Annotated in this window: 21 protein-coding genes; 9 read left to right on the top strand and 12 right to left on the bottom strand. The window is 69.5% G+C overall.

Translation table 11 applies throughout. The features are described from left to right. The first annotated feature begins 64 nt into the window (after positions 1-64). The 3 genes from ABD793_RS41320 (at position 65) to ABD793_RS41310 (ending at position 2,914) form a co-directional block, all read left to right on the top strand. Positions 65-1,693 carry a phospholipase C gene (locus ABD793_RS41320; protein WP_344869223.1) on the top strand — a complete coding sequence of 543 codons (1,629 nt, stop codon included), beginning with the start codon at positions 65-67 and terminating at the stop codon, positions 1,691-1,693. Between the two features lie 187 nt (positions 1,694-1,880). Further along, positions 1,881-2,465, top strand: coding sequence for a GNAT family N-acetyltransferase (locus ABD793_RS41315; RefSeq protein ID WP_344869211.1), 585 nt, complete (start codon positions 1,881-1,883; stop codon positions 2,463-2,465). 44 nt (positions 2,466-2,509) lie between these two features. Continuing rightward, the gene (locus ABD793_RS41310) at positions 2,510-2,914 is read left to right on the top strand and encodes a histone-like nucleoid-structuring protein Lsr2 (protein ID WP_344869210.1); all 405 of its coding nucleotides are present in this window, start codon (positions 2,510-2,512) and stop codon (positions 2,912-2,914) included. Positions 2,915-2,996: 82 nt separating this feature from the next. Here the strand turns inward: ABD793_RS41310 and ABD793_RS41305 are convergent, their stop codons facing one another. The 6 genes from ABD793_RS41305 to ABD793_RS41280 all read right to left on the bottom strand — a co-directional run bounded on the left by ABD793_RS41305 (position 2,997) and on the right by ABD793_RS41280 (position 10,449). Next, entirely contained in the window at positions 2,997-3,932 is a 936-nt protein-coding gene (locus ABD793_RS41305) for an MBL fold metallo-hydrolase (RefSeq protein WP_344869209.1), read from the bottom strand. Positions 3,933-4,340: 408 nt separating this feature from the next. After that, positions 4,341-5,228, bottom strand: a complete 888-nt coding sequence (locus ABD793_RS41300; protein WP_344869208.1) for an ROK family protein — start codon at positions 5,226-5,228, stop codon at positions 4,341-4,343. After that, positions 5,225-6,850 (bottom strand): dipeptide ABC transporter ATP-binding protein, encoded by a 1,626-nt coding sequence (locus ABD793_RS41295; RefSeq protein WP_344869207.1) that lies wholly within the window; start codon positions 6,848-6,850, stop codon positions 5,225-5,227. Before ABD793_RS41295 ends, ABD793_RS41300 begins: the two co-directional genes overlap by 4 nt. Further along, the gene (locus ABD793_RS41290; RefSeq protein ID WP_344869206.1) at positions 6,847-7,677 is read right to left on the bottom strand and encodes an ABC transporter permease; all 831 of its coding nucleotides are present in this window, start codon (positions 7,675-7,677) and stop codon (positions 6,847-6,849) included. Before ABD793_RS41290 ends, ABD793_RS41295 begins: the two co-directional genes overlap by 4 nt. Next, positions 7,674-8,633, bottom strand: coding sequence for an ABC transporter permease (locus ABD793_RS41285; protein WP_344869205.1), 960 nt, complete (start codon positions 8,631-8,633; stop codon positions 7,674-7,676). The genes ABD793_RS41290 and ABD793_RS41285 overlap by 4 nt, the downstream gene beginning before the upstream one ends. 4 nt (positions 8,634-8,637) lie before the next feature. Further along, the gene (locus tag ABD793_RS41280) at positions 8,638-10,449 is read right to left on the bottom strand and encodes a peptide ABC transporter substrate-binding protein (RefSeq protein WP_344869204.1); all 1,812 of its coding nucleotides are present in this window, start codon (positions 10,447-10,449) and stop codon (positions 8,638-8,640) included. A gap of 151 nt (positions 10,450-10,600) precedes the next feature. Between ABD793_RS41280 and ABD793_RS41275 the strand changes: the two genes are divergently transcribed. Genes ABD793_RS41275 through ABD793_RS41265 form a run of 3 tightly spaced genes read left to right on the top strand, consistent with a single transcriptional unit; the run spans position 10,601 to position 14,018 of the window. Then, positions 10,601-11,749, top strand: a complete 1,149-nt coding sequence (locus ABD793_RS41275) for an ROK family transcriptional regulator (RefSeq protein WP_344869203.1) — start codon at positions 10,601-10,603, stop codon at positions 11,747-11,749. After that, positions 11,746-13,200 (top strand): M81 family metallopeptidase, encoded by a 1,455-nt coding sequence (locus ABD793_RS41270; RefSeq protein WP_344869202.1) that lies wholly within the window; start codon positions 11,746-11,748, stop codon positions 13,198-13,200. Before ABD793_RS41275 ends, ABD793_RS41270 begins: the two co-directional genes overlap by 4 nt. Positions 13,201-13,247: 47 nt before the next feature. Next, a complete protein-coding gene (locus tag ABD793_RS41265) occupies positions 13,248-14,018 on the top strand; it encodes an ArsR/SmtB family transcription factor (protein WP_344869222.1) in 771 nt (256 codons plus the stop codon). A 4-nt stretch (positions 14,019-14,022) separates the two neighbouring features. On the opposite strand, the gene ABD793_RS41260 is transcribed toward ABD793_RS41265, so the two are convergent. The 5 genes from ABD793_RS41260 to ABD793_RS41240 form a co-directional block, all read right to left on the bottom strand. After that, a complete protein-coding gene (locus ABD793_RS41260) occupies positions 14,023-14,742 on the bottom strand; it encodes an ESX secretion-associated protein EspG (RefSeq protein ID WP_344869201.1) in 720 nt (239 codons plus the stop codon). Beyond that, the gene (locus tag ABD793_RS41255; RefSeq protein WP_344869200.1) at positions 14,739-16,016 is read right to left on the bottom strand and encodes a hypothetical protein; all 1,278 of its coding nucleotides are present in this window, start codon (positions 16,014-16,016) and stop codon (positions 14,739-14,741) included. Before ABD793_RS41255 ends, ABD793_RS41260 begins: the two co-directional genes overlap by 4 nt. Then, entirely contained in the window at positions 16,016-16,633 is a 618-nt protein-coding gene (locus ABD793_RS41250; protein WP_344869199.1) for a DUF3558 domain-containing protein, read from the bottom strand. The genes ABD793_RS41255 and ABD793_RS41250 overlap by 1 nt, the downstream gene beginning before the upstream one ends. Further along, the gene (locus ABD793_RS41245) at positions 16,630-17,028 is read right to left on the bottom strand and encodes a hypothetical protein (RefSeq protein WP_344869198.1); all 399 of its coding nucleotides are present in this window, start codon (positions 17,026-17,028) and stop codon (positions 16,630-16,632) included. The genes ABD793_RS41250 and ABD793_RS41245 overlap by 4 nt, the downstream gene beginning before the upstream one ends. 347 nt (positions 17,029-17,375) lie before the next feature. After that, the gene (locus tag ABD793_RS41240; protein WP_344869197.1) at positions 17,376-17,714 is read right to left on the bottom strand and encodes a hypothetical protein; all 339 of its coding nucleotides are present in this window, start codon (positions 17,712-17,714) and stop codon (positions 17,376-17,378) included. Positions 17,715-18,637: 923 nt separating this feature from the next. On the opposite strand from ABD793_RS41240, the gene rho reads away from it, so the two are divergent. The 3 genes from rho to ABD793_RS41225 all read left to right on the top strand — a co-directional run bounded on the left by rho (position 18,638) and on the right by ABD793_RS41225 (position 20,770). Further along, a complete protein-coding gene (gene rho / locus ABD793_RS41235) occupies positions 18,638-19,705 on the top strand; it encodes a transcription termination factor Rho (RefSeq protein ID WP_344869196.1) in 1,068 nt (355 codons plus the stop codon). After that, a complete protein-coding gene (locus ABD793_RS41230; RefSeq protein ID WP_344869194.1) occupies positions 19,706-20,203 on the top strand; it encodes a GNAT family N-acetyltransferase in 498 nt (165 codons plus the stop codon). A gap of 159 nt (positions 20,204-20,362) precedes the next feature. Continuing rightward, positions 20,363-20,770, top strand: a complete 408-nt coding sequence (locus tag ABD793_RS41225; protein WP_344869193.1) for a hypothetical protein — start codon at positions 20,363-20,365, stop codon at positions 20,768-20,770. 38 nt (positions 20,771-20,808) lie between these two features. Here the strand turns inward: ABD793_RS41225 and ABD793_RS41220 are convergent, their stop codons facing one another. Continuing rightward, entirely contained in the window at positions 20,809-22,296 is a 1,488-nt protein-coding gene (locus tag ABD793_RS41220; protein ID WP_344869192.1) for an alpha/beta hydrolase, read from the bottom strand. Positions 22,297-22,435 lie beyond the last annotated feature (139 nt).

Genomic DNA, 22,435 nt, shown 5'->3' with positions numbered 1-22,435 from the left:
GGGCGGCCCGGCAGTTCCCACCACGAGGTAACGAAACCAGGAGGATTCCCCAGTGGACACAGGAATCGGCAGGCGAGGGCGCCGGACGCGCCGGCTGCTCGGGGCCGGCGCGCTCGCCTCGGCTGCGGTGCTCGCCATCGCCACGGGCTCCGCGGCCACCTCGGCGGACGCGCAGCAGCTGCGTCCGCGGCCCGCGTCGTGGCTGCCCACCCTGACCCCGATCAAGCACGTGGTGGTGATCTTCGGCGAGAACATCTCGTTCGACCACTACTTCGGCACCTACCCGGACGCGACCAACGAGAACGGCACCCCGTTCCAGCCCGCGAAGAACACCCCGAAGGTCAACGGCCTCGACCGGCAGCTGCTGACCGACAACCCCAACGCCTACAACCCGAAGCGGCTCGGCCCCGACCAGGCGCTGACCTGCGACCAGAACCACAGCTACGGTGCGGAACAGGCCGCGTTCAACGGCGGCGCAATGGACAAGTTCGTGGAGAAGACCGAGACCGACAAGTGCACCGGGCAGCCGGTGCTGTTCGGTGAACCCGGTCTGGTGATGGACTACTACGACGGCAACACCGTCACCGGCATGTGGAACTACGCGCAGCACTACGCGCTGAGCGACAACTCGTTCAACACCGTGTTCGGCCCGTCCACCCCCGGTGCAATCAACCTGATCTCCGGACAGACGCACGGTATGCAGGCGGTCGACCCGGTCTCGCACGAGCCGGTTTCGGACCCCTCGGTGACCCAGTCGCCGGACGCCGAGGGGGTCGGCACGGTCATCAACGACCCGGACCCGGCGTGGGACGACTGCTCGGACAACAACCACACCGCCTCGGACAACCTCGGCGCGATGCACGGCCGCAACGTCGGTGACCTGCTCAACCAGCGGCACGTCACGTGGGGCTGGTTCCAGGGCGGGTTCCGCCCGACCGGCACCGACGGCGACTACGCGGTGTGCGGGCAGCAGCACGCCAACGTGGGCGAACAGTCCTCGGTGGACTACAGCCCGCACCACGAGCCGTTCCAGTACTACCAGTCGACCGCGAACCCGCACCACCTGCCGCCGTCCTCGGTGCAGGCGATCGGCCAGACCGACCGGGCCAACCACCAGTACGACGTCAGCGATTTCGACGATTCGCTGCAGGCCGGTTCGATGCCCGCGGTGAGTTTCCTCAAGGCACCGGAGTACCAGGACGGGCACGCGGGCTACTCCGATCCGCTGGACGAGCAGCAGTTCGTGGCCGGACAGATCAACAAGATCCAGCAGTCCCCGGAGTGGAGCTCCACCGCGGTCGTGCTCGCCTACGACGACTCCGACGGCTGGTACGACCACGCGAGCCCGGCGATCGTCAACGGCTCGCGGGACGCCTCCCAAGACCAGGAGATCTGCACCGGCAAGCCGGTCGGCCACGATGGCTACGCCGACCGCTGCGGTTACGGCCCGCGGCTGCCGCTGCTGGTCGTCTCGCCCTACAGCAAGGTGAACTACGTCGACCACACCAGGACCGACCAGACCTCGGTGCTGAAGTTCATCGAGGACAACTGGTTCGCCGGGCGGATCGGCGATTCCTCGTTCGATGCTCGGGCCGGCGGACTGTGGAACATGTTCGGCTTCGTGCGGCCGCAGGCGGGCAAGCTGCGGCTCGATCCGAAATCGGGTGCGGTCGCGTCCGCCGGGCAGCACTGAGCGGGAAATCCCGGCCCGTGCAACACCGGGTCAGCAATTAATCACTCTCCGAAGGCCACCGGGTTCGGTATCCGGTGGCCTTCGGCATTTCCGCCCGTCGGCATCGCGCCGATCGAGGCGCCGTTCTTCGCGGCATTTGCGGACAAACCACTTGCGCAGACGCAGGCGGGCTGGTCCAATCTCGGCCATGTCCGGGGTGGCCGAAACGGCACGGCTGCGCTTGCGCCCGTTCACCGTGGCCGATGCCGATTCACTCGCCGCGTTGCACGGAGATCCGCGCGTGATGCGTTTTCTCGGTGACGGCAGGCCCGAGCCGCGGCGAGTGGTCGAGACCGCGACCCTGCCCGCCCTGCTGTCCGAATACCGCACGTTGCCGCCAGGGCACGGCTGTTTTGCCGCGGAGGAACGCGGTGCCGGATTCGTCGGCTGGTTCTCCCTGCGCCCGGCCGCGAGCGCGGGGCTCACCGGCGGAACGGAAATCGGGTACCGGCTGCTGCCCGCGGCGTGGGGAAGGGGATTGGCGACCGAAGGGGCGCGGGCACTGGTCCGGATGGCATTCGCCGAGCTCGGTGCGGAACGCGTCGTGGCGACCACCATGACGGTCAACCACGGTTCCCGGCGGGTACTGGAGAAGGCCGGTCTGAAGCACGTCCGCACCTTCTTCCTGGCGTGGCCGGAATATCTGCCGGGGGCGGAACAGGGCGATGTGGAGTACGCGTTGTCCCGTCCGGTTCGGGAGTCGGGCGGCGCGAGTCCTCTGTCGACACGATAGGGTTAACGAAGGCACATCCTGTAGAAGGTAAAGGAACGCGAACCATGGCGCAGAAGGTTCATGTCGAGATGGTGGACGACGTCGACGGCAGCATTGCCGAACAGACCGTCCCGTTCAGTCTCGACGGCGTGAACTACGAGATCGACCTGTCCGACGAAAACGCCGCCGCGCTGCGCGACGAGCTGGCCCGCTACGTCTCGGTCTCCCGGCGGATCGGCGGGCGCAAGGTCCGGATCGCCGCGGGTGCCGCCCCCCGGCCGACCTCGACCGCAGCCGACCGTGAACGCAACCGGACGATGCGGGAATGGGCAGAGGCCAACGGGTACCAGGTTTCCGACCGCGGCAGGCTGCCTGCGGAAATCGTCCGCGCCTACGAGGAGCGCGAGGAGACCGTCGAGGAACCGCCTGCCAAGCCTGCGCGCAAACGCGGCGGCCGCAAGAAGGCCTGAACCTCGAAGTACTGCCGGCGGGCGGGGAAACCCCCGGTCGCCGGGGCTTTCCCCGGGTGTCCACTTGCGACCTGGGCCGGGCTCAGAGACCGAGCCGGGCGTCCAGGTCGATCTTGCCGCCCGCGGCCTCCAGAATGGCGCGCATCGCCGCCTCCGGAGGCAGCGGGTGGCCGTGCTGGTCGGCGTGCGCCCGCATGAGGTTGCCGACGTGCCGTTCCGGGAGTGTCCACGTGGGCCAGCGGCGGCGCGCGATGGCGGCCAGTCCGGCGAAATCCGGTGTGTCGGTGGGTGCGGTCGCGTCCAGCAGCCAGTGCAGGTAGGTGCGCAGCACGGCCACCGGGAAGCTGCCCGGATGCCGTAGCTCGCCGTGTCCGGGCACGAACGTGCGCACGTCCGGGAACACCTTGTCCAGCCAGTCGAGCGCGGTCAGCCAGCCGGGCACCGAACCGTGCGTGGCCAGCGGCGTGGAGCCGACCGACAGCAGGTCGCCGGTGAACAGCGTGCCGGTGCGGGGTTCGAACAGCACGAGGTCACCGTCGGTGTGTGCGACGCCGGGGAACGGCACGACCTCCACGACCACATCGCCGAGGTCCACTTCAACCGGTTCGATGACCGCGTGCACCACTTCCGGGCGCGGCGGTTCCAGCTTGCCCCAACGCGTGCAGCTGAAGGTCTCTTCGTCGCGCTGCGCGCCGGCCCGCACCTCGGCCACCGCGGACGCCGCCGCGAGCACCCGCCCGCCGTTGCGCAGCGCGACCCCGGTGCCGTTGTGGTGGGAGCCGTGCGCGTGCGTCAGCACCAGTGTGAGCGGCATTTCGACGACTGAGTACTTGCGGACGTCGGCGACCAGGTCGAGGGTGTCCTGTTCGGTCCCGCAGGTGTCCACCAGCAGCACCCCGTCGCGGCCGCGGATCCAGCCGCAGTTGGACACCAGCCAATCGGTCGGGCTGCGCACATAGGCGACCACGCTCGGGTCCGAGTAACGGAGCGGGACGATGTTCCGCCTGATGGCGCTCATACGTTCCCCCCTCGGTGAGCTGTGCCGGCGGGCCGACCGGACCACTGCATGCTAGTGGAGTTGAATGGTATAGACCAAGTCGGTTGCTGTCAGCTGCCGGGAGACTACGCCCACGTACCGAAACCGGCTGGCTACTCCGGCGTCGCCACGCCGACACGCGGACGGGCCGGGTGAAATGCCACCGCAGGACAACTGCGCAGCCGAAACCGCAGCGCACGGCAGCGGCCTGGGGCTGCGCCTGTGCACCGGACCGGACCCGTCGATGCCGGATCATCGCGGAGCGTTGCCACGTCCGTTACACACGGTGCGGTGAAACGATCCGCGGTGCCGTGCGGGCGCTACTGCATCCGGAGTAGCAGGGCGACGCGATCCGGTCCGGGCCGACGGTGTGCCCGCTGGTCGGGCGGGTCAGCCGGGAACGAGGCCGACCGCACCGAGTGCCACCGCCTTGGCCCCGCCCCGGGACAACCGGATCTCCACCGGCGCGCCGGACAGCAGCGGCTGCTCCGCCAGCGCTTCCCGCAGCGGTTTCTCCAGCAGCGACCACGAGCCGGTGACCGAGCCGCCGACCACCGCGCTCTCGATACCGAGCAACCCGGCCGCGTAGGCGATCGCGTCGCCGAGGAAACGCCCGGCGTCGGCGAACACCTCGTTCGCTGCCGGGTCGCCGTCGTGGGCAGCGGCCGCGACGGCTTCGGCGGGCCGGGTCCGGCCGGTCGCCTTGGCGTAGCGGCGGGACAGTGACCGGCCCGAGGCGTAGGCCTCCAGGTGCCCGATCTGCCCGCAAGTGCACGGTTCGGGACCGTGCCGTCCGATGTGGCCGATTTCCCCGGCACCGATGCCGCCACCGTGCAGCAGCCGGCCGTCCACGTACAGTGCGCCACCGACACCGGTGCCGAGCGCCACGCCGAGTACGTGCCGGTCCGTTGTGGACAGTTCGCCGAGGAGGAACGCGTTCACGTCGTTCTCCGTGCGCACGGGCACCCCGCCGAGCCGGGCGGAGAGCTCGGCGTTGACCCGGGTGCCCGCCCAGCCGGTGAACGAGTTCCCGGTGACCAGGATCGTGCCGTCGGCCGGATCGACCACCCCGGCCGCGCCGACGCCGACCCCGGACAGTACGCGGTGGCCCGGTACGAGGGCGCGGACGAGTCTCGCCGCCCGGTCCACAATGGCCGCACCACCGCGATGTGCCTGCGAGGGTGCGGAGGCCGAGGCCAGTTCGCGGCCCTCGGCGTCGCACACCACGACCAGGGTCTTCGTGGCGCCGATGTCCACGCCTGCCCGCACGTAGTTCACGCGGCGGGATCCGGAGTGGACAACGCGACTCGTCGTGCCCGTTGCAGCTCGGGGTCGGGTACCGGGGAGGAGAGCAGCAACGCCTGGGTGTACGGGTGCTGCGGGGTACGCAGGACCACCTCCGCCGGGCCGTGCTCCACGAGTTCACCGGACCGCAGCACGGCCACCCGGTCGCACAGGCTGTCCACCACCGCGAGGTCGTGGCTGACGAACAGGCAGCCGAACCCGAACTCCTCGTGCAGCCGTCGGAACACCTCCAGCACCGAGGCCTGCACGGAGACGTCGAGCGCGCTCGTCGGTTCGTCCGCGATCAGCAGATCCGGGCCCAGCACCAGGGCGCGGGCGAGACTGACCCGTTGCCGTTGCCCGCCGGACAGTTCGTGCCCGTACCGGCTGAGCATCGCCTCCGGCAGCTCCACCGCGTCGAGCAGCTCACGCACCCGTCGCCGTCGTTCACCGCGACCGGCCGAGGTGTGCACCACCAGTGGTTCGGCCACGGTCTGTGCGACCGTCATCCGGGGGTCGAGCGACGACGCCGGGTCCTGGAACACCGCGCCGATCCGTCGGCGTACCGCGCGGGCGCTGCGCCCGGTTCCCCGCGGCAGCGGGCCACCCAGCACCTCGACCGTACCGGACTTCGGGATGGCCAGCCCGAGCGCGCAGTTGCCGAGCGTGGTCTTGCCCGAACCGGATTCGCCGACCAGCCCCACGATCTCGCCCGCGGCGACCTCGAGGGACACCCGGTCGACCGCCCGGCGCCCGCCGTATTCGACGACCACTTCGGACAGTGCGAGCACCGGTTTCGCCTGCTCTTCCGGCGCAGGATCGTGAGTGAACGAGCCGAGCTGCGGTACCGCGGCCAGCAGTTCGCGGGTGTAGTCGGCTTGCGGGGAGGAAAACAGCTCGGTGGCGGGCGCCTGCTCCACCAGCCTGCCCGAGCGCAGCACGAGCACCCGGTCGGCGACGTCGGCGACCACCCCCATGTTGTGCGTGATCAGCAGCGTCGCGGTGCCTTCCTGCGCACGGATGTCACGCAGCAGGTCCAGGATCTGCTGTTGCACGGTGACGTCGAGTGCGGTGGTCGGTTCGTCCGCGATGATCAGCTTCGGCCCGGCGGCGAGTGCGATCGCGATCATCACCCGTTGCCGCAGCCCGCCGGAAAGCTGGTGTGGGTACTGCTTGAGCCGCGCCGCCGGTTCCGGCACCTCGACGCGTTCGAGCAGCTCGACACACCGCGGATGGTAGTGCCGGTGCCTGCGCCGTGGCAGATCGTGGTTGCGGATTGCCTCGGCGAGCTGGAACCCGATGGTGCGCAACGGGTTCAACGCGGTCATCGGCTCCTGGAAGATCATCCCGGCAGCCGGCCCGCGCAGCTTCCGCAGCTGTTCGCCTCGCAGGTCGAGTACGTCGCGGCCGGTCAGCACGACCGAACCGGAGACTGCCGCGCTCGCGGGCAGCAAGCCGAGCACGGCGAGTGCGGCAGTGCTCTTGCCCGAACCGGATTCGCCGACCAGCGCCACGATCTCACCGGGTGCCACGGAGAGCGAAAGCCCGTCGACCGCGGTCGATCCATCCTGATAGGACACGCGCAGATCGCGGATGTCCAGCACTGCCTCGCTCATCGCCGCCCCTTCACCGCGAACGCCTCGCGCAGTCCGTCGCCGAGGAAGTTGATCGCGCACACCACCAGCACGATCGCGATACCCGGCGGCAGGATCAGCCACCACGCACCGTCGAAGGTGTAGGTGATGCCCTTGGACAGCATCGCGCCCCAGTCGGTGTCCGGGGCGGGCACGCCGAGGCCGAGGAAGCTCACGTACGCCACCAGCAGGATCGCGTCGGCGATCTGGAAGGTCGCGTTCACCACCACGGTGCCGATCGCGTTCGGGATGATGTGCCGGAACACCACCCGGGTGCGGCTCGCGCCGAGCACGGTGATCGCCCGGATGTAGTCACGTTCGCGCAGGCTCACCGTCTCCGCGCGCATCAGCCGCGCCGGGACCAGCCAGGAGACCCCGCCGATCAGCAACGCCAGCACACCGACACTCGGCGTGACCAGGGTCGCGGCCACCAGCAGCAGGAACAGCGCCGGGATGGCCACACCGGTGTCGACCACGCGCATCGCCGCGACGTCGACCCAGCCGCCGGTGTACCCGGCCACCGCGCCCCACACCGCGCCGATCGCGGTCGCGATCAGTCCGGCCAGCACGCCGATCACCAGCGACGTCCGCCCGGCGACCATCAGGCGGCCGAGCACGTCATAGCCGAGGTCGTCGGTGCCGAGTGGATGTCCGGAACCGGGCGAGCGCCGGGCCGCGGACAGGTCGGTGTGCATCTGGTCGGTGCCGTAGAGCAGCGGGCCGAGGAAGCAGAACAGCACGACGATCAACAGCAGGATCGCCCCGGCCAGCGCAGTCCGCCGGCCGAGCAGTCGGGACAGGACAGTCACGACCGGGCTCCCTTCACCCGCACCCGCGGATCGATCGCGAGCTGGACGAGGTCCGCGAGCAGCGAACCGAGCACGGTCGCCACGGCGACCACCAGCACCACGCCGAGCAGCACCGGGAAATCGGCGTTGCGCGCCGCGGTCCAGAACAGCAGCCCGACGCCGGGGTAGTTGAACATGGATTCGATCACCAGTGAACCGCTGAAGACCACCGGCACGTAGTAGCCGAGCATGGAGACCACCGACGTCAGCGAGTTGGGCCAGACGTGCTGCCAGATGATCGTGCGCTCCGGGGTGCCCTTGGCCCGCGCCGTGCGCACGTAGTCCTCGGCCAGATTGTCCAGAGTGGACGCTCGCATATAACGGCTGAATGCGGCGAGCGCGGCCCCGGTACCCGCGATCACCGGCAGGACCAGCGAACCCGGCTGCGAGAGCAGCTCCCCGATCGTCTCGCCCTGTGCGGCCTGTGCCGGGAACCACGGCAGTACTTGCGCGAAAAGGATGATCAGCACCAGGGACAGGAAGAACACCGGCGTGGCGTAGAGCAGGAAGGTGATCGTGGTGCTCACGTGGTCCACGGCGCGGCCGCGGCGGACCGCCTGCCATACGCCGAGCGGAAGCGCGACGATGATCGCGAGCAGCGTGGAGACCACGGTCAGCAGCAGGGTTTTCGGCAGCCGCTCGGCCAGCAGCGTGGCGACCGGGGAGTTCTGCGTGTAGGAATCGCCGAGGTCACCGTGCAGCAGCCGCAGCAGGAAATCCCAGTACTGCACCGGAAGTGACTGGTCGAAACCCTGCTCGTGGTTGAACGCGGCGATCTGCTCCGTGGTGGCCGTGACCCCGAGCACGCCCCGCGCGGGGCCGCCGGGCAGCAGGTGCAGCAGCACGAACGTGACCACGGTGACCAGCAGCACGACCACCACGGCCAGCGCGAGCCGGCGCAGGATGTAGCGCGTCATGTCCTCACCTCGTCCAGAACCAGCGTTGCGGCAGCAGTCCGGCGAGCGGATCCTGGCGCACGCCCCGCAACGCGGTGTCTATTGCGGACACCTGATACGGCGGGTTGGGCAGCCACAGCACCGGCAGCTGTTCGGCCAGATAGGCGCTGTGGTCGAACATCGCCTGGTCGGCGGAGGACAGGTTGGTCTCGTTCATCAGCTCGTCCGCCCGCCGGTCGGAGTAACTGCCGAAGTTGGTCCCGGCGTCGGTGGCGAACAGCTGCTCCCCGCTCGGGTTGGCGGGGAAGTACCAGCTGCCCTGGGTGCCGAAGTAGGACAGCTGCCACGAACAGGACGCGTCCTGCGGCTTGCACGCGGTTCCGTTGGCCAGCACCGTGTTCAGCGGTTGCGCGTTGATCCGCAGCTCGATCCCGGCCTTCGACAGTTCCGAGCGCAGTTCCTGCATCGTGCCGTCGGTTTCGTCGGAGCCGGACTCGGTGAGCATAGTCATCGACAGCCGGGTACCGGGCTCGATCCCCTCGCCGCACTGATCCGGTCCGGTACCCGCGGCAGCACAGGCGAGCACCCCGTCGGAGCCGGGTTTCCAGCCGTGCGCGGAAAGCAGTTGCCGGGCTTTGTCCACATCGAAGGGGTAGGGATTGCTTCGTTGCCGGGCCGACAGGTACTTGGTGTCGTTGTCCTGGGGAACCGGACCGTAGCCGACCTTGGCCGAACCCCGCCAGATCACCGAGGTGATGGCCTGCTGGTCCACTGCGTGCTGGATCGCCTGTCGCACATAGAGCTGGCGGAACACCTTGCCGAGTTCGGGATTGTTGAAGTTGTACGGCGAGTACGTGATCGACCAGCCGGTCCACGGTTCGATCCGGTAGCCCTGCGCCTCGATCCGGTCACGCTGGCCGAGGTTGGCGGTGGGCACGTAGCCGTAATCGACCCCGCCCGCGCGCAACACGTTGTACTCGGCTGCGGAACTGGTGAAGGTCAGGAACTGCACGGTGTCCAGTTCGGCCGGATCCGGGCCGGTGTAGGCGGGGTTCTTCTTCAGCGTCACCTGGCCGGAGGCGGTGAACCCGGCGAGGGTGAACGGCCCGTTCACGACCTTCCACAGTGGATTGGTCGGATACGTGCCGAGCTGCTTGGCCTCGCCGACCAGGAAGTCGAAGACCTTCTTCGCGCCGTCCGGGGTGCGGTCGTGGTCGCCGACCGGACCGGATGCGCTCGTGCGGTCCCAGGCCTTCTGCGGCATCGGCACGATCAGGCTGAGCTGATCGGCGGTGAACCAGTCCTGGTTGTACGCCTTGTCCAGGGTCAGCGTGAAGGTGCGGTCGTCCACCGCGTGGAAGGACTTGATGTTGTCCGGCATCAGGCCCGCGGAGTACTTGCCCCAGTTGTCCTTGCCCGCGCGCAGCAGGTTGAGCCAGAACTCGACGTCACGGCTGGTCAGCGGGTCGCCGGTGGCCCAGGTGAGTGGTTTGAGGGTGATCGTGACGGAGGTGCCCCCGGCCGAGTAACGAGGTGGGTTGGCCGCGCTGGACCGGTCGTCGAGTGCGACCGTGCCGGATTCGCCGTCGTAGTTGTACAGCGGGACGAACAGGGTGTTCCGCACCGCGCCGTTGTAGCTGGCGCCGTACCCGGGGATCGAGATCGGCATGATCCAGTTCGGCGCCGCGGACGGTGGCAGGGCGAATCGCGCGGTGCCGCCGGCGACCGGTTTCCCGGAACCGCCACCGTGCTGCTGCGTCGCCCCCGCGCACCCGGACAGCACGAGTGCGACGGCGAGGACACCGCCGAGCGCGGAGCGCCACGGGCGTCGAACCATCGACATCACTTCCAACAGATCTGATGAAAGCCATAGCCGTGAGGCTCGGCCGGTTCTCGGTTGCCGTGTAATCTCGCACGCGAGATGCGAATTGCCAAGAGGGCAGTTTGACAGTTTGGTTACATCAGCTTTGATTTAAGTAGGTGACCCGGTGGCCCAGGACTCGGTCGGCCCGTTGCGCCTGCTGTGGCTCGTCGCGCACGGGCAGGCGGCGTCGCGGATGGACCTGGCGCGGGTGCTCGGGCTCCCGCAGTCCACAGTGTCCGTGCGCACGCAGGCGCTGATCTCCGCCGGGGTGCTGACCGAGTCCGGTGAGGGGCGCTCCGCGGGGGGACGGCGGCCGAAACTGTTGTCGGTCAACGCCGGTTTCGGCCATGTCTGGGCCGCGGACGTCGGCTCGCGGCATGTGCGCATCGGCGCACTCGACCTGGCCGGCGACCTGCTGTGCGTGCAGGAGCGCCCGCTCGAGATCAACCGGGACCCGGCCGAGGTGCTCGACGCGTTCGCCGCGACGGTACGGGAGGTGTTCACGGAATCCGGCTGCCCCGGCCGGATGCTGGGACTCGGGGTGGCTTTCCCCGGTCCGGTCGACGTCGGCGCCGGCACGATCACGCTGCCCTCGCGGATGCCGGGCTGGCGTGGGTTCGCGGTGCGCGACACCCTTGGCGAGTACTTCGATCTCCCGGTCGTGGTGGACAACGACGCGAATCTGCAGGCGTTGGGGGAATCGATGGCCGGTGCGCCGGGGCGCACCCTGCTCGCGGTGAAGGCGGGCACCGGTATCGGGTCCGGGCTGGTGGTCGGCGGCGAGCTGTACCGCGGCCGGGCCGGGGTGGCAGGCGACATCAGCCACGTCCGGGTGCCCGCGGCCGAGGGCCGCCCGTGCACCTGCGGCAACCGCGGTTGCCTGGAAACGGTCGCCAGCGGTGCCGCACTCGTGGCCCAGTTGCGGGAACAGGGTTTGGCGGTGGAAACCACCGCGCAGGTCGTGGCGACGGCCGAGGACGGGCATCCGGCGGCGACCACCGCGGTCCGGCGGGCCGGACTGCAACTCGGCGAGGTACTGGCCACAGTGGTCAATTTCGGCAACCCGGACGAAGTGCTGCTCGGCGGCGCACTGTCCGGCTCGGAGGCGTTCGTCGCGGCGGTGCGCGGCGCGTTGTACGAGCGATGCCTTCCGTTGGCCACCAGTGAACTCAGGATCGACCGCGTGCGCTTCGGCGCGGACGCGGGGCTGTACGGCGCGGGTGCGCTCGCGTTGGACGAAGTGTTCGACCAAGCGATACGGAGCGGGCGATGAAGAGGCTGCGAGTGGGGATCACCGGAATTGCCATCGAATCGAGCACGTTCTCCCCACATCGATCTACTGTGGACGATTTCCGGGTGCTTCGCGGTGCGGACCTGCTGGCCCGCTATGACTTCCTCGATGCCGACTGGGCGCACGACGTGGAGTGGGTGCCGCTGGTCGACGCGCGTTCCCTGCCCGGCGGCGCGGTCACCGAGGAGGCCTACGCCGAGCTGTCCGGCGAGATGCTGCGCCGGCTGCGTGCGGCAGAAGAACTCGACGGGCTGTTCTTCGACATCCACGGGGCGATGAGCGTGGTCGGCCGCACCGACGTGGAAGGTGCGCTGGCACAGGAGATCCGGGCGATCGTCGGACCGCACGTGCTGGTGTCGGCGTCGATGGACCTGCACGGCAACGTTTCCCGCGAGCTGGCCACCGCGCTCGACTTGATCACCTGCTACCGCAAGGCGCCGCACACCGACGCCTGGGACACCCGTGAGCGGGCCGCGCGCAACCTCGTCGCCCGGCTGCGCGCCGGTGGCCGGCCGAAGAAGGCGTGGGTGCCGGTGCCGGTTTTGCTGCCAGGGGAGAAGACCAGCACCCGGCTGGAACCGGCGAAGAGCGTGTATGCCGCAGTGGACGAGGTCGAAGCACTCGACGGGGTTCTCGACGCGGCGATCTGGGTCGGCTACGCCTGGGCGGACGAACCGCGGTGCCAGGCCGCGGTAGTCGTGAGCGGCGACGACGAGGAGGTGCTCCGCACGCAGGCCGCCCGGCTCGCGCAGTCCTATTGGGACGCCCGGCACGACTTCGCGTTCGTCGCGCCGACCGGAACCCTGCCGGAATGCCTGACGCAGGCGGCGTCCTCGCCTAAGCGGCCGTTCTTCATCAGCGACTCCGGGGACAACCCGACCGCGGGTGGTGCCGGCGACACGTCGTGGAGCCTGGACGTGCTGCTGCACACGCCGTCCATTGTGGAGTCCGAACTGACCACGTTGTACGCGGCCATTGTGGACCCCGAGGCAGTGGCCGCCGCAGTCGAGGCCGGCGTCGGCGCGACGGTCTCACTGGAGGTGGGCGGGAAGGTCGACTCCGGCCCGCACGGTCCGGTGCCGGTCACCGCAAGGGTGACGGCGATCGATGCCGGCGACCCGGTGGCCGGCACCGCGGTGGTGCTCGCGGTCGGTGGTCTGCAGGTGATCGTGACCGCGCGGCGCAAGCCGTATCACCTGGAGTCCGACTTCCGGGCCCTCGGTCTGCACCCCCGGCAGGCGGACCTGGTGATCGTGAAGATCGGCTACCTGGAACCGGAGCTGTACGAGATGGCCGCCGGCTGGCTGCTCGCGCTCACCCCCGGCGGCGTCGACCAGGATCTGCTGCGCCTCGGCCACCACGCCATCGAACGGCCGATGTTCCCGTTCGACGCCCGGATGCCAGCCCCGGCCATGGCTGCCGAACTGCTCTGACCTGCACCGGGGTTGACATGCAGGTATTTACCTGCCTTACTGTGCGTGTGCAACCGGACCTGGACAAGGTGTTCAAGGCGCTGGCCGATCCGACCCGCCGGTACCTGCTCGATCTGCTCCGCGAGGACAACGGGCAACCGCTGGGCGAGCTGTGCCGGCGGCTGGACATGACGCGCCAGTCGGTCACCCAGCACCTCGCCGTGCTGGCGGCGGCGAACCTGGTGAGCACCGCTCGCCGGGGCCGGGAGAAGCTGCACTACCTCAATCCGGTGCCGTTGCAGGAAATGCAGGAGAGGTGGGTGGACCGGTTCGAGCGCCCCCGGTTGCGTGCCTTGAGTGCGGTCAAACACCGAGCGGAGGAAGCCATGCGCGAGAAGCCGAGTTTCGTCTACGTCACCTATATCGAGAGCACCCCGGAACGGGTGTGGGAAGCGCTGACCGATCCGGACACGACCGCGCAGTACTGGGCGCACCGCAACGAATCCGACTGGCAGCAGGGCTCCCGGTGGGCACATGTGCGTGCCGACGGCTCCGGCGTTTCCGATGTCGTCGGCGAGGTGGTGGAGGCGGTCCCGCCGAGGCGGCTCGTCACCACCTGGTTGGATCCGGCCGGCCCGGAGGACCAGGTGCCGTCCCGGGTGGCCTTCGACATCCAGGAGTACCAGGGCGTCGTGCGGCTCACCGTGACGCACACCGACCTCGCCGACGAGCAGGCGCACCGGGACGTCTCCGGTGGCTGGGCCGTGGTGCTGTCGAACCTGAAGTCCTTGTTGGAGACGGGAAAACTGCTGTCGATGGATCTGCGGAGGAAGCCGTGAGCGATTACAGGACGGCGTAGGTGTCGTTGAGGACCTTCACGACCGCGCGGGGGTGGCCGGGAATGAGCTCGATCCGGTCGTCGCTGTTGCGGTAGGTGAGCACACGGCCGATGTCGAGGTCGACCGCGGTGATCGGGCCGCCGGTGATGCGGCGTCCGCGCACCCGGCGGGCCGCGTAGAGCTGGTGCACGGCTTCCTGCGGCCGGGTGAGCACGGCGCTCAGGTGATCGCGGTCGTGGCTGTCCTCGAACAGGTCCGGGGTTTCCTCGCTCGGCCGGTCCACGACCACCGGGCGGATTGCCGCGCCCGGCACCTCGGGGAGGGTGTCGAACAGCGCGGTGGCCAGCCGGGCAGTGGGGATGGGGTGCAGTTCGACCAGGTCGTCGTGCACGGTGGCGAGCACCGCGTCCGCGCCGCGCAATGCGGCGAGCGCGCTGCGGCGGGTTCCGTCGCGCAGCTGGGACCAGCCGAAACACTCTCGCTCGGCGTTGCCCAGCACGTGCAGCGTGGTCCGCCACCGCGGGTCCAGCGTGCGGTCGTGCGCAAGGTGGAGCCGGGTGAGCAGCTCGAGCGTCGCGGTGTGCAGCTGCCGTTTGCCGGCGTCGTCCGGCCAGAAGTACCGGTCGATGCCGAAGACCGGATGCGGCGCACCGAGGTCGAGCATGTCCCAGGCGATGCCGAACGCGGTGGCAGGCAGCAGGACCGTCTCCTCGAGCGCGGTCATGTGCCGAGCGTCGGCGGGGTGGGACGAAGTCCGGTCACCGGATCGACCGCGGATTTGTCGTCGGCGAAGAGGTCGACGTCGAGGACGTACTTGCGTTCGTGCTCCTCGTCTTCGTCCTTCTTCCCGCCCCGTCCGCCGGGTGCACCGGCCGAGGACATCCCGCGCTCGCCGGCCGCCCCGACCCGTCCGGCAGCGCCCGGCCGGACACCAGGGGATTCGACACCGGTGCCGGTGCGTGCTCCCGCACCTGGGCCGTTGCCGCGTGCTCCGGCCCCCGGGTTGTTACCGCGTGCTCCCGAGCCCGCGCCGCCACCCGGTGTGCCCGGTCCGGTGCCGCCGAACCGGCCGGCGCCACCGCCTGTCCCGGTACCCGGTCCGAGGCCGCCGGGGCTGAACCCGCCCAGGCCGCCGGATCCGCCCGGTCCGGAGTTGCCCGGTCCCGATCCGCCGGACCCGAATCCGGTGCCGGTGCCGGTGCCGACCGTGCCGGGAACGTCCGGATAGCCGGGCTGGCCGACGGAACTGGTCGTGGTGCTGTCGCCACCGGGATGCGGGCCCGCGCCCGGGTACCCGCCGGTGCCGCCGGACTGGCCTGGCACCGACGACGGGCCGCCGGAGTACGCCGGAGATCCACCGGCACCTCCGGGTGGGGACTGGGTTCCGCCGCCGGCCGAGCGTGGCCCGTCGGGCTGCGCGGTGCTGCCGGGCTGGTGATTCAGGGAGACGTCGCCGCCGTCGTAGGCACCGACGGTCCCGTAGTCGTATTTGAGCTGCCCGCTGTTGCCCCGGCTCTGGTCGACGAAGCTCTGGTACGTGGCAAGGTTCTTCTCGGAGGCGTCGCTGTAGGCCATGGCCTTGGCCAGGTAGTCGTAGTTTGACCAGTCCGCGGTCTGGCCCGGTGCGAGACTGGGTTTGCCCGGCATCGGGGCGAGCTGGTTGCGCAGATTCTCGTACATCGTGGTGTTGTTGGTGTGCGTGGCGTTGTTGTCGAGGAAGGTCTGGTGCGCGTCGATCATGGACGCCCGCACCTTCTGCAACCGCGACGACACCTGCCCGGCCGCCGCCCCGCTCCAGGCCGGTTCGAGTCTGCCGAGGATCTGCGTCATGTCCTGGCTGAGCGCTTCCTGGTCTGTGGCCATCTGCCGGGAGTCGGCGAGACCTTGGTGCCAGCCGGCCGGATTACCGGCCTGCACCTGGCGCACGATCTGATCGATCGGCACGGATGGAGGCTGGTGCTGTTCCATCCACTGCTTGACGATGTCGGCGACCTCCATCAGCGACCCGCTTTCTGCATCAGCGTGGTGAGCACCTGCCCGGCGACCGCGGTGGTGATCCGACAGGCGTCGGTCTTGTCCCGGTTGGCGGCGCCGAGTTCGACCCCGATCTCGAAGCGCAGGGTGTCGGAGATCCCGACGGCGGTCTGGCAGGACGGCGACTGCGGTCCCGGATGATCGTCGTAGGCGACGGCCGGGTAGCCCTGGACGGGCGGCAGCACGTCGAACCGCTTCATGAGTTTCCTGGTCTGGTCGTAGAGCGCGCTCAGGCCCAGTTTCTGCCCGGTCATGAAGGAGACCGTGAGCAGTGAACCGGCATCGCTGTCGGGCCAGTCGCACGTCGGGCCGAAGCCGGATGCGCTTTCCTGCTTGCCGGTGATGCCGGGGCCGACGTCCGAGACGATCTGTTCCTGGGTGAGGGCCTGGCAGGGGTCACCGGCGAGCACCGAATCCGGCAGCGGGTTCTCGACTTTGGGCGCCCCGGCGTAGGGCGGTACCCGGCTGGCCGGTGCGGTCGAACTGCTCGGGGCGGGACTCGGGGTGCCTGCCGTCGTGCTCGAGCAAGCGGCCAGCAACAGAGCCGCACCGAGCAGTGCCAATGGTGCGCGGAGGTTCATTCCGTCTTTCCGGGAGGGTCGATTTCGCCGAGGAGTCCGGCTTGATGATGGTCGCTGGATTCTGTCATACCCAGCGCGGCGGATATCCGGTCGACGAGTTCCGTGACATAGGCCAGCTGAAGATCGACGTGGCCACCACCGTAGGAGAATGCACCCAGTTTCCCGCCGCCGTCACCGACCAATGCCTCGTGCGCGGCCATGGTGCCCGGATCCTGCGACGGTGCCGTCATCGCGCAAAGGCGGGCCGCTCGCCGCTGCATGGTGAGAAGCTGGTCACGAACCCCTTTAAGCCTGCTGAGCAGCTGTTTTGCCTCGTCCGGTTCCAGGACGAAGCCGCCCGCCCCGGTGGTCTGGGTGGCTGTCCCTGCCACCGCGAATCCGACGTCCTCCCACATGGCTGCCCCCTCGGCACCGCTGTCGGCAATTGCAGACAGAGAGCACGGTAGCCGATCACTTACCGCTTGTGATGCGTTTTCCGGAATTCGCCGTGACAAGACATAAATACTCTAGTGATGCATATTCTAGACGCATTTTCTCTGGTTTTTCCCGGTGGATTCGTGCCTATCGGTGCAGCATCATTCGCTCCACCGCGGTCCATGTCGTGGTGGTCAGCAGGTACAGCGAGGCGGCCAGTGGAATAAGGCCGGTGACCACGACCGTTCCATAGGGCAGCCGAACAGGGTGCTGCCCAGCAGTGCGTTCGGGCCGCCGGCCACTACGGCCGAGCTGAACAGGTGGTAGATCACCCAGAAGAAGGGCAGCTGCGCGAGCGTCGGCAGGCATCCGACGAACGGCGAGGTGCCGATTCCCGCTGCAGATCGGCCAGTGCGGCGGTCAGCTGGTCCCGGTCGTCTCGGTGTTGGTCCTGCAGGGCCCGCAGTTGCGGCAGCATGGCGGCCCGCGCCCGGTCCCCGCGGGCAGCCGCTCTGGCGACCGGCACGAGCGCCAGCCGCACGGCGGCGGTGAACGGCACGGTCGACACCGCGGTCGCGAACGGTCCGGCGATCGCCGCCGCGAACGTCGCGAGCCAGTGGACGAGGTGGTAAGCGCCGGCAAGCGGCGCGCTGAGCAAGGTGGTCATGACGGAACTCCCCCGGGGTGCTCGAGGCTGGTGTGCATGTGCGAGGAAAGCCGCGTACCGAATCGTCCGAAAAGGACGGTGATACGCGCTCGGAAACCCCGGTTTCGCACGGAGAACAGCCGGCTCAGGCCATGCGCATCCGAAAGAGCAGTACCGAGCCTGGCTGTGAGCGGCAGGCTGGTACGCGGAACCACACACCGGTGCACCGGCCATGCGCGAGCGCCCGGAAGAGCCGGAAGTAGGCCAACGCCAAGGGGCTGCCGTGCTGGGCGCGAAACGCCGGTCGGTTCAGCAGATCCGGTGTGCCCGCCGGATGGCTCGGTGACGATCGCCGGACCGTCCTAAGAGGACCATCGCGGAGCAGTCGGACGGCGGGGTTTACGCGGCGACGGCGGACAACCCCAGGGGGCGCGTGGCCGGGCACTGCCGGGTGTGCTGCGATCACGCAGCCGCAGGTAGGCCGCGCGGCGGGAGTGTTCGTACAAGGCAGTGCGGCGGGCCCGAGCGGGGATCGACCACAGTGCGGTTCCCCGCGGTCCGCGTGTGCGGTCAGCAGGACCACGAGCAGCGCGGCGGCCACCAGCGACGTGAACGCCAGCAGCGCGGCCGGGTCCGGTCAGCCCGGGGAGGGCGTCCGGCAGCACGGGGAAAACCAGGTGCACAGCCGCTCCTTCCCGGTCCGGCCGGCCGGATGGCCGCCGGTGGCGAGTGTGGCCGGTCACCGCACGGTTGTGCGGGGGATTGCTGATGCGCTATCCTCCGGTCGGATCCCGTGGATGTCGGCCCAGCCGCCCACGGAAATCCCGGAAGTTCCCGGTGGCCCGCGTCGGGCCCCGTCGGTCCTTCCTCCCCGCCGGTTCCCCCGGCTTCTTCCCGGCGATCCGCACCAGGCGTCGATCGCCCCGCATTTCAGGAGTTTCACCATGACACAGCAAGGAATTCTCGACATCCACGGCAAGTCCGCCACACTCGGCTACCAGCCGGGCGGACCCACCGTCCCGGCCGGGCTGGTCCGTTCCCACGGGCTGCGCCGTGGCGACGAAATCGTCCTCGATCACGGCGACCTCGTCGAGGTCAACGGTGCGCCGCCGAGTGCGGACCGGCCGGAGTTCGAACGGCTCACCCCGGTGCACCCGGATCAGCGGCTGGTCCTGGAAACCAGCCGTCACCAGCTCACCACCCGCGTGCTCGACCTCGTCGCGCCGCTGGGCAAGGGACAGCGGGCGCTGATCGTCGCACCACCGCGCACCGGGAAAACCTCGGTGCTGCAAGCGATCGCGCAGTCGGTCGCGCTGAACCACCCGGAGGCGCACCTGATGGTGCTGCTCGCCGACGAGCGGCCGGAGGAGGTCACCGAGATGAGCCGCACGGTGCACGGCGAGGTCGTCGCGTCGACCTTCGACCGCAAGCCCGCCGAGCACACCGCGGTCGCCGAACTGGCGCTGGAACGGGCGAAGCGGCTGGTGGAAACCGGTCGCGACGTGGTGCTGCTGCTCGATTCGCTGACCAGGCTCGGCCGCGCGTACAACCTCGCCGCGCGGCCGTCCGGGCGGGTGCTCTCCGGCGGGGTCGACGCGAGTGCACTGCACCCGATGAAGAAGATCCTCGGCGCCGCGCGCAATGTCGAGGGTGGCGGTTCGCTCACCATCATCGCGACCGCGCTCGTCGGCACCGGTTCCCTCGCCGACACGGTGTTCTTCGAGGAGCTGAAGAGCACCGGCAACTCCGAACTCCGGCTCGACCGCACCCTCGCCGACCACCGGGTGTTCCCGGCGGTCGACCTGTTCGGCTCCGGCACCCGTCGCGACGAGCTGATCGTCCCGGCCGCCGAACTCACCGTGCTCGCCGAGGTCCGCCGCGCACTGGCCGGACAGGACCCGAAGCGCGCTGCGGAACAGTTCCTCGAGCAGGTGCGCACCACCAAATCCAATGCGGAATTCATCGCCAGGGTCAGTGCTTCGCTCGGTACTCCGGAGCGGATGGCGGCCTGAGTGCACACCGCACGCCTGCGCCTTACCCCGATCGGCCCGCACCTGGCCGATGAGCTGTACCGCCTGCACGCCGACCCCGGCATCGCCCGCTGGTACGGCACCTGGACTCGCGCCGACGCGCAGGCCCGCGCCGCCGCCATCGGCCGGGGCTGGGCCGCCGAGGGCGCCGGAAAATGGCTTGCCCACCACCGGGAATCCGGTGAACTGATCGGCCGAGGTGGACTGTCCTATCAGGACGTCGACGGTGCCCGCCGGCTGGAGCTGGGCTGGGCGGTGCGTGAAGTCCACTGGGGACGGGGCTACGCCACCGAGATCGGCCGAGCCGGGCTCGAGTACGCCTTCGAAACGCTCGGTGCCGGCGAAGTGCTCTCCTACACCGAGGTGCACAATCTCCGCTCGCGCGCGGTCATGGAGCGCCTGGGGTTCACCTACCGGCGCGAGATCCGCCGCGGCGGCGAACCGTTCGCGTTCTACCGGCTCAGCGCCCGAGCGTGGTGACCGGCAGCCGTGCGAACCGGCTGCCCCCCTCGTGCCGGCCTCTCCGGCAGGCACGAAACCCCTGCCGCGGCGCCGAAGCTCCGCCGCGTGATTCGGCTGTCCGGACCCCGCTCCCTTCACTAAGCTGATCTTCGGCGAGCTATCGACGGGAGGAATTGCGTGGCCCAGTGGGATGACCTGGTCGCGTTCATCAGGCACGAATACCGGGTGATCAGAGACGAACCGGACGAGATCCGGGTCCGGATCTCGTTCTCCGACGACGCGGAGACCGAGGGCAGGGCGCAGGTCATCGTGATCGCGCGGGAGGTGTTCGACCGGCGTGAGGACTGGGTGCAGATCGCCACCCCGTTCGCGCGGGTAGACGAGGTGGACCTGTACCGCGTGCTCAGCGAGGCAGGCGAGACGCTGGTCGTCGGCGGTATCGTGGCGATGGGGGAGCACCTCGTGCTGCGGCATTCGCTGCCGCTGGTGAACCTCGACCTCAACGAGTTCGTCGATCCGCTGGAGCTCGTCGCCGGTTCGGCGGAGCTGCTGGAACAGCAGTTCACCGGACGCGACGAGTACTGACGCGGTGCGCCCGGCTCCGGAAGGGGCCGGGCGCGGCCTCAGTACGCCACCGTCCGCGGCGCGGTGTTTCCCGCCGGACCGTCCACCCTGGACTGTCCGGAAGGAGGCACCGCAGCGCAGTGTGTGCCCGGCGCGGGCACCGTACCTGCCAGGAGGAACTCGTCGGTGGCGTCGGTGACGCACTGGCTGTTCTTGAAGTACGCGCCGTGGCCCCAGCCGTCGTAGGTGAGCAGCGGCGCACCGGCCTGCCGCGCCGCCCGCTCGGCCCAGCCGTACGGGGTGGCCGGGTCGAACCGGCTGTTCAGCATCAGCATCGGCACCCCGGGGCGGATCGACAGCGGGTGCTGCGGGTTGCGCACCGGCGCCGGCCAGCCCGCACAACCCGTCGCCGCGCCCCAGCCGAGCTGGGAGAAGTGCAGGTCCGGGGAGACCGCCGCGAGCGCCCGCCGGTAGCCCTCCAGCTGCGGGAAACTGGTGACCGGCAGCCGCCAGTCCGAGCAGAATACGCTGCCGAACGCACTGGGCACGCTGATCTCACCGGTGCCGAAAGCGGCCTCGGCGGGTTTCCCGTCGCGCAGCTCGACCATGCTCTTGGCGAGCGCGTCCCAGGTGGGTCCGTAGAAGTTCTGGGTGATCAGCCCGACGAGCGCGAGCGGGTCGAGCCGATCGTCCGGGGTGCCGAGCTTGCCCTGTTCCGCGCGGGAATAGAGCTCCGCCATCACTGCGTGCACGTCCTGGCCGTGCAGGGCGCACGAGGTGCTCCGGCCGCACCAGGCCGTGAACTGGTCGAACAGCTCCTGCACGGCCTGGGTTTCGGTGCGCAGGAACTCCCAGGTGGTGCCGATGGAATGGTCCATGTTGCTGTCCAGCACGAGCGCGCGGACCCGGTCCGGGTAGGTCTCGGCGTACTGCTGGCCCATCAGGCTGCCGTAGGAAACGCCGTAGTAGGTCAGCTTCGACTCGCCGAGTGCGGCCCGGATGGCGTCCATGTCGTGGACCACGCTCGCAGTGTCGACGTGCTCGGCGAGCGGTCCGGTGTTCCGGGCGCAACTGGTGCCCAACGCCCGGTCGTAGGAGATGAGCTGCCGGAATTCGGCGGCGTCCTTCGGTACCTGCGGATCGTCCGCGCTGATCTCGTCGAGGCCGCAGCGCACCGCGGTGCTCTGCCCGACGCCGCGCGGATCGAAGCCGACGGTGTCGAACCGGGTGGTGATCTTCGGCGACAACGACCAGCCGTTCTGCACCTCGCCCGCGCCCGCGCCGCCGGGACCGCCGGGGTCCATCAGCACCGAGCCGATCCGGTGCGCCGGATCGGTCGCCTTGCGCCGGGCCAGCGCGAGCTGGATCGTGCCGTTGCCGGGGTGGTCCCAGTCGAGCGGCACGGTCAGGCTGGCGCAGTCCACCCCGCTCGCGGCCGGGCACGGTTTCCAGTCGATCCCACTCGCCGCGGCGGGCACCCCGGCGGCCATGCCTGCCAGTGCCGTGGCCGCCGTCGTCAGCACGGCGATCTTCCTGCCAAGACCCATCCGCAGCCTGCCCCTTCGCCGTGCGCCGGTGACTTCAGTGGCGTGGATCCTGCCAGAAGTCCACGCTCCGGACTCGGCCGGGGCTGTCCGTCCTTTGTGGAGTATCAACCGCCAAATACTCATTTGACGGTGGACGCCG

Origin of the sequence: Amycolatopsis ultiminotia (genome assembly GCF_039536925.1) — a bacterium.
GTDB classification, from domain to species: Bacteria; Actinomycetota; Actinomycetes; order Mycobacteriales; family Pseudonocardiaceae; genus Amycolatopsis; species Amycolatopsis ultiminotia.
This window is presented reverse-complemented; position numbering and strand designations above follow the sequence as displayed.

Excerpts from the sequence above, each read along its gene's own strand:
- ABD793_RS41315 (WP_344869211.1), top strand. The coding sequence starts at position 1,881 with ATGTCCGGGGTGGCCGAAACGGCACGGCTGCGCTTGCGCCCGTTCACC.
- ABD793_RS41310 (WP_344869210.1), top strand. The coding sequence starts at position 2,510 with ATGGCGCAGAAGGTTCATGTCGAGATGGTGGACGACGTCGACGGCAGC.
- ABD793_RS41305 (WP_344869209.1), bottom strand. The coding sequence starts at position 3,932 with ATGAGCGCCATCAGGCGGAACATCGTCCCGCTCCGTTACTCGGACCCG.
- ABD793_RS41295 (WP_344869207.1), bottom strand. The coding sequence starts at position 6,850 with ATGAGCGAGGCAGTGCTGGACATCCGCGATCTGCGCGTGTCCTATCAG.
- ABD793_RS41285 (WP_344869205.1), bottom strand. The coding sequence starts at position 8,633 with ATGACGCGCTACATCCTGCGCCGGCTCGCGCTGGCCGTGGTGGTCGTG.
- ABD793_RS41280 (WP_344869204.1), bottom strand. The coding sequence starts at position 10,449 with ATGGTTCGACGCCCGTGGCGCTCCGCGCTCGGCGGTGTCCTCGCCGTC.
- ABD793_RS41270 (WP_344869202.1), top strand. The coding sequence starts at position 11,746 with ATGAAGAGGCTGCGAGTGGGGATCACCGGAATTGCCATCGAATCGAGC.
- ABD793_RS41260 (WP_344869201.1), bottom strand. The coding sequence starts at position 14,742 with ATGACCGCGCTCGAGGAGACGGTCCTGCTGCCTGCCACCGCGTTCGGC.
- ABD793_RS41255 (WP_344869200.1), bottom strand. The coding sequence starts at position 16,016 with ATGGAGGTCGCCGACATCGTCAAGCAGTGGATGGAACAGCACCAGCCT.
- ABD793_RS41250 (WP_344869199.1), bottom strand. The coding sequence starts at position 16,633 with ATGAACCTCCGCGCACCATTGGCACTGCTCGGTGCGGCTCTGTTGCTG.
- ABD793_RS41245 (WP_344869198.1), bottom strand. The coding sequence starts at position 17,028 with ATGTGGGAGGACGTCGGATTCGCGGTGGCAGGGACAGCCACCCAGACC.
- ABD793_RS41240 (WP_344869197.1), bottom strand. The coding sequence starts at position 17,714 with ATGACCACCTTGCTCAGCGCGCCGCTTGCCGGCGCTTACCACCTCGTC.
- rho (WP_344869196.1), top strand. The coding sequence starts at position 18,638 with ATGACACAGCAAGGAATTCTCGACATCCACGGCAAGTCCGCCACACTC.
- ABD793_RS41220 (WP_344869192.1), bottom strand. The coding sequence starts at position 22,296 with ATGGGTCTTGGCAGGAAGATCGCCGTGCTGACGACGGCGGCCACGGCA.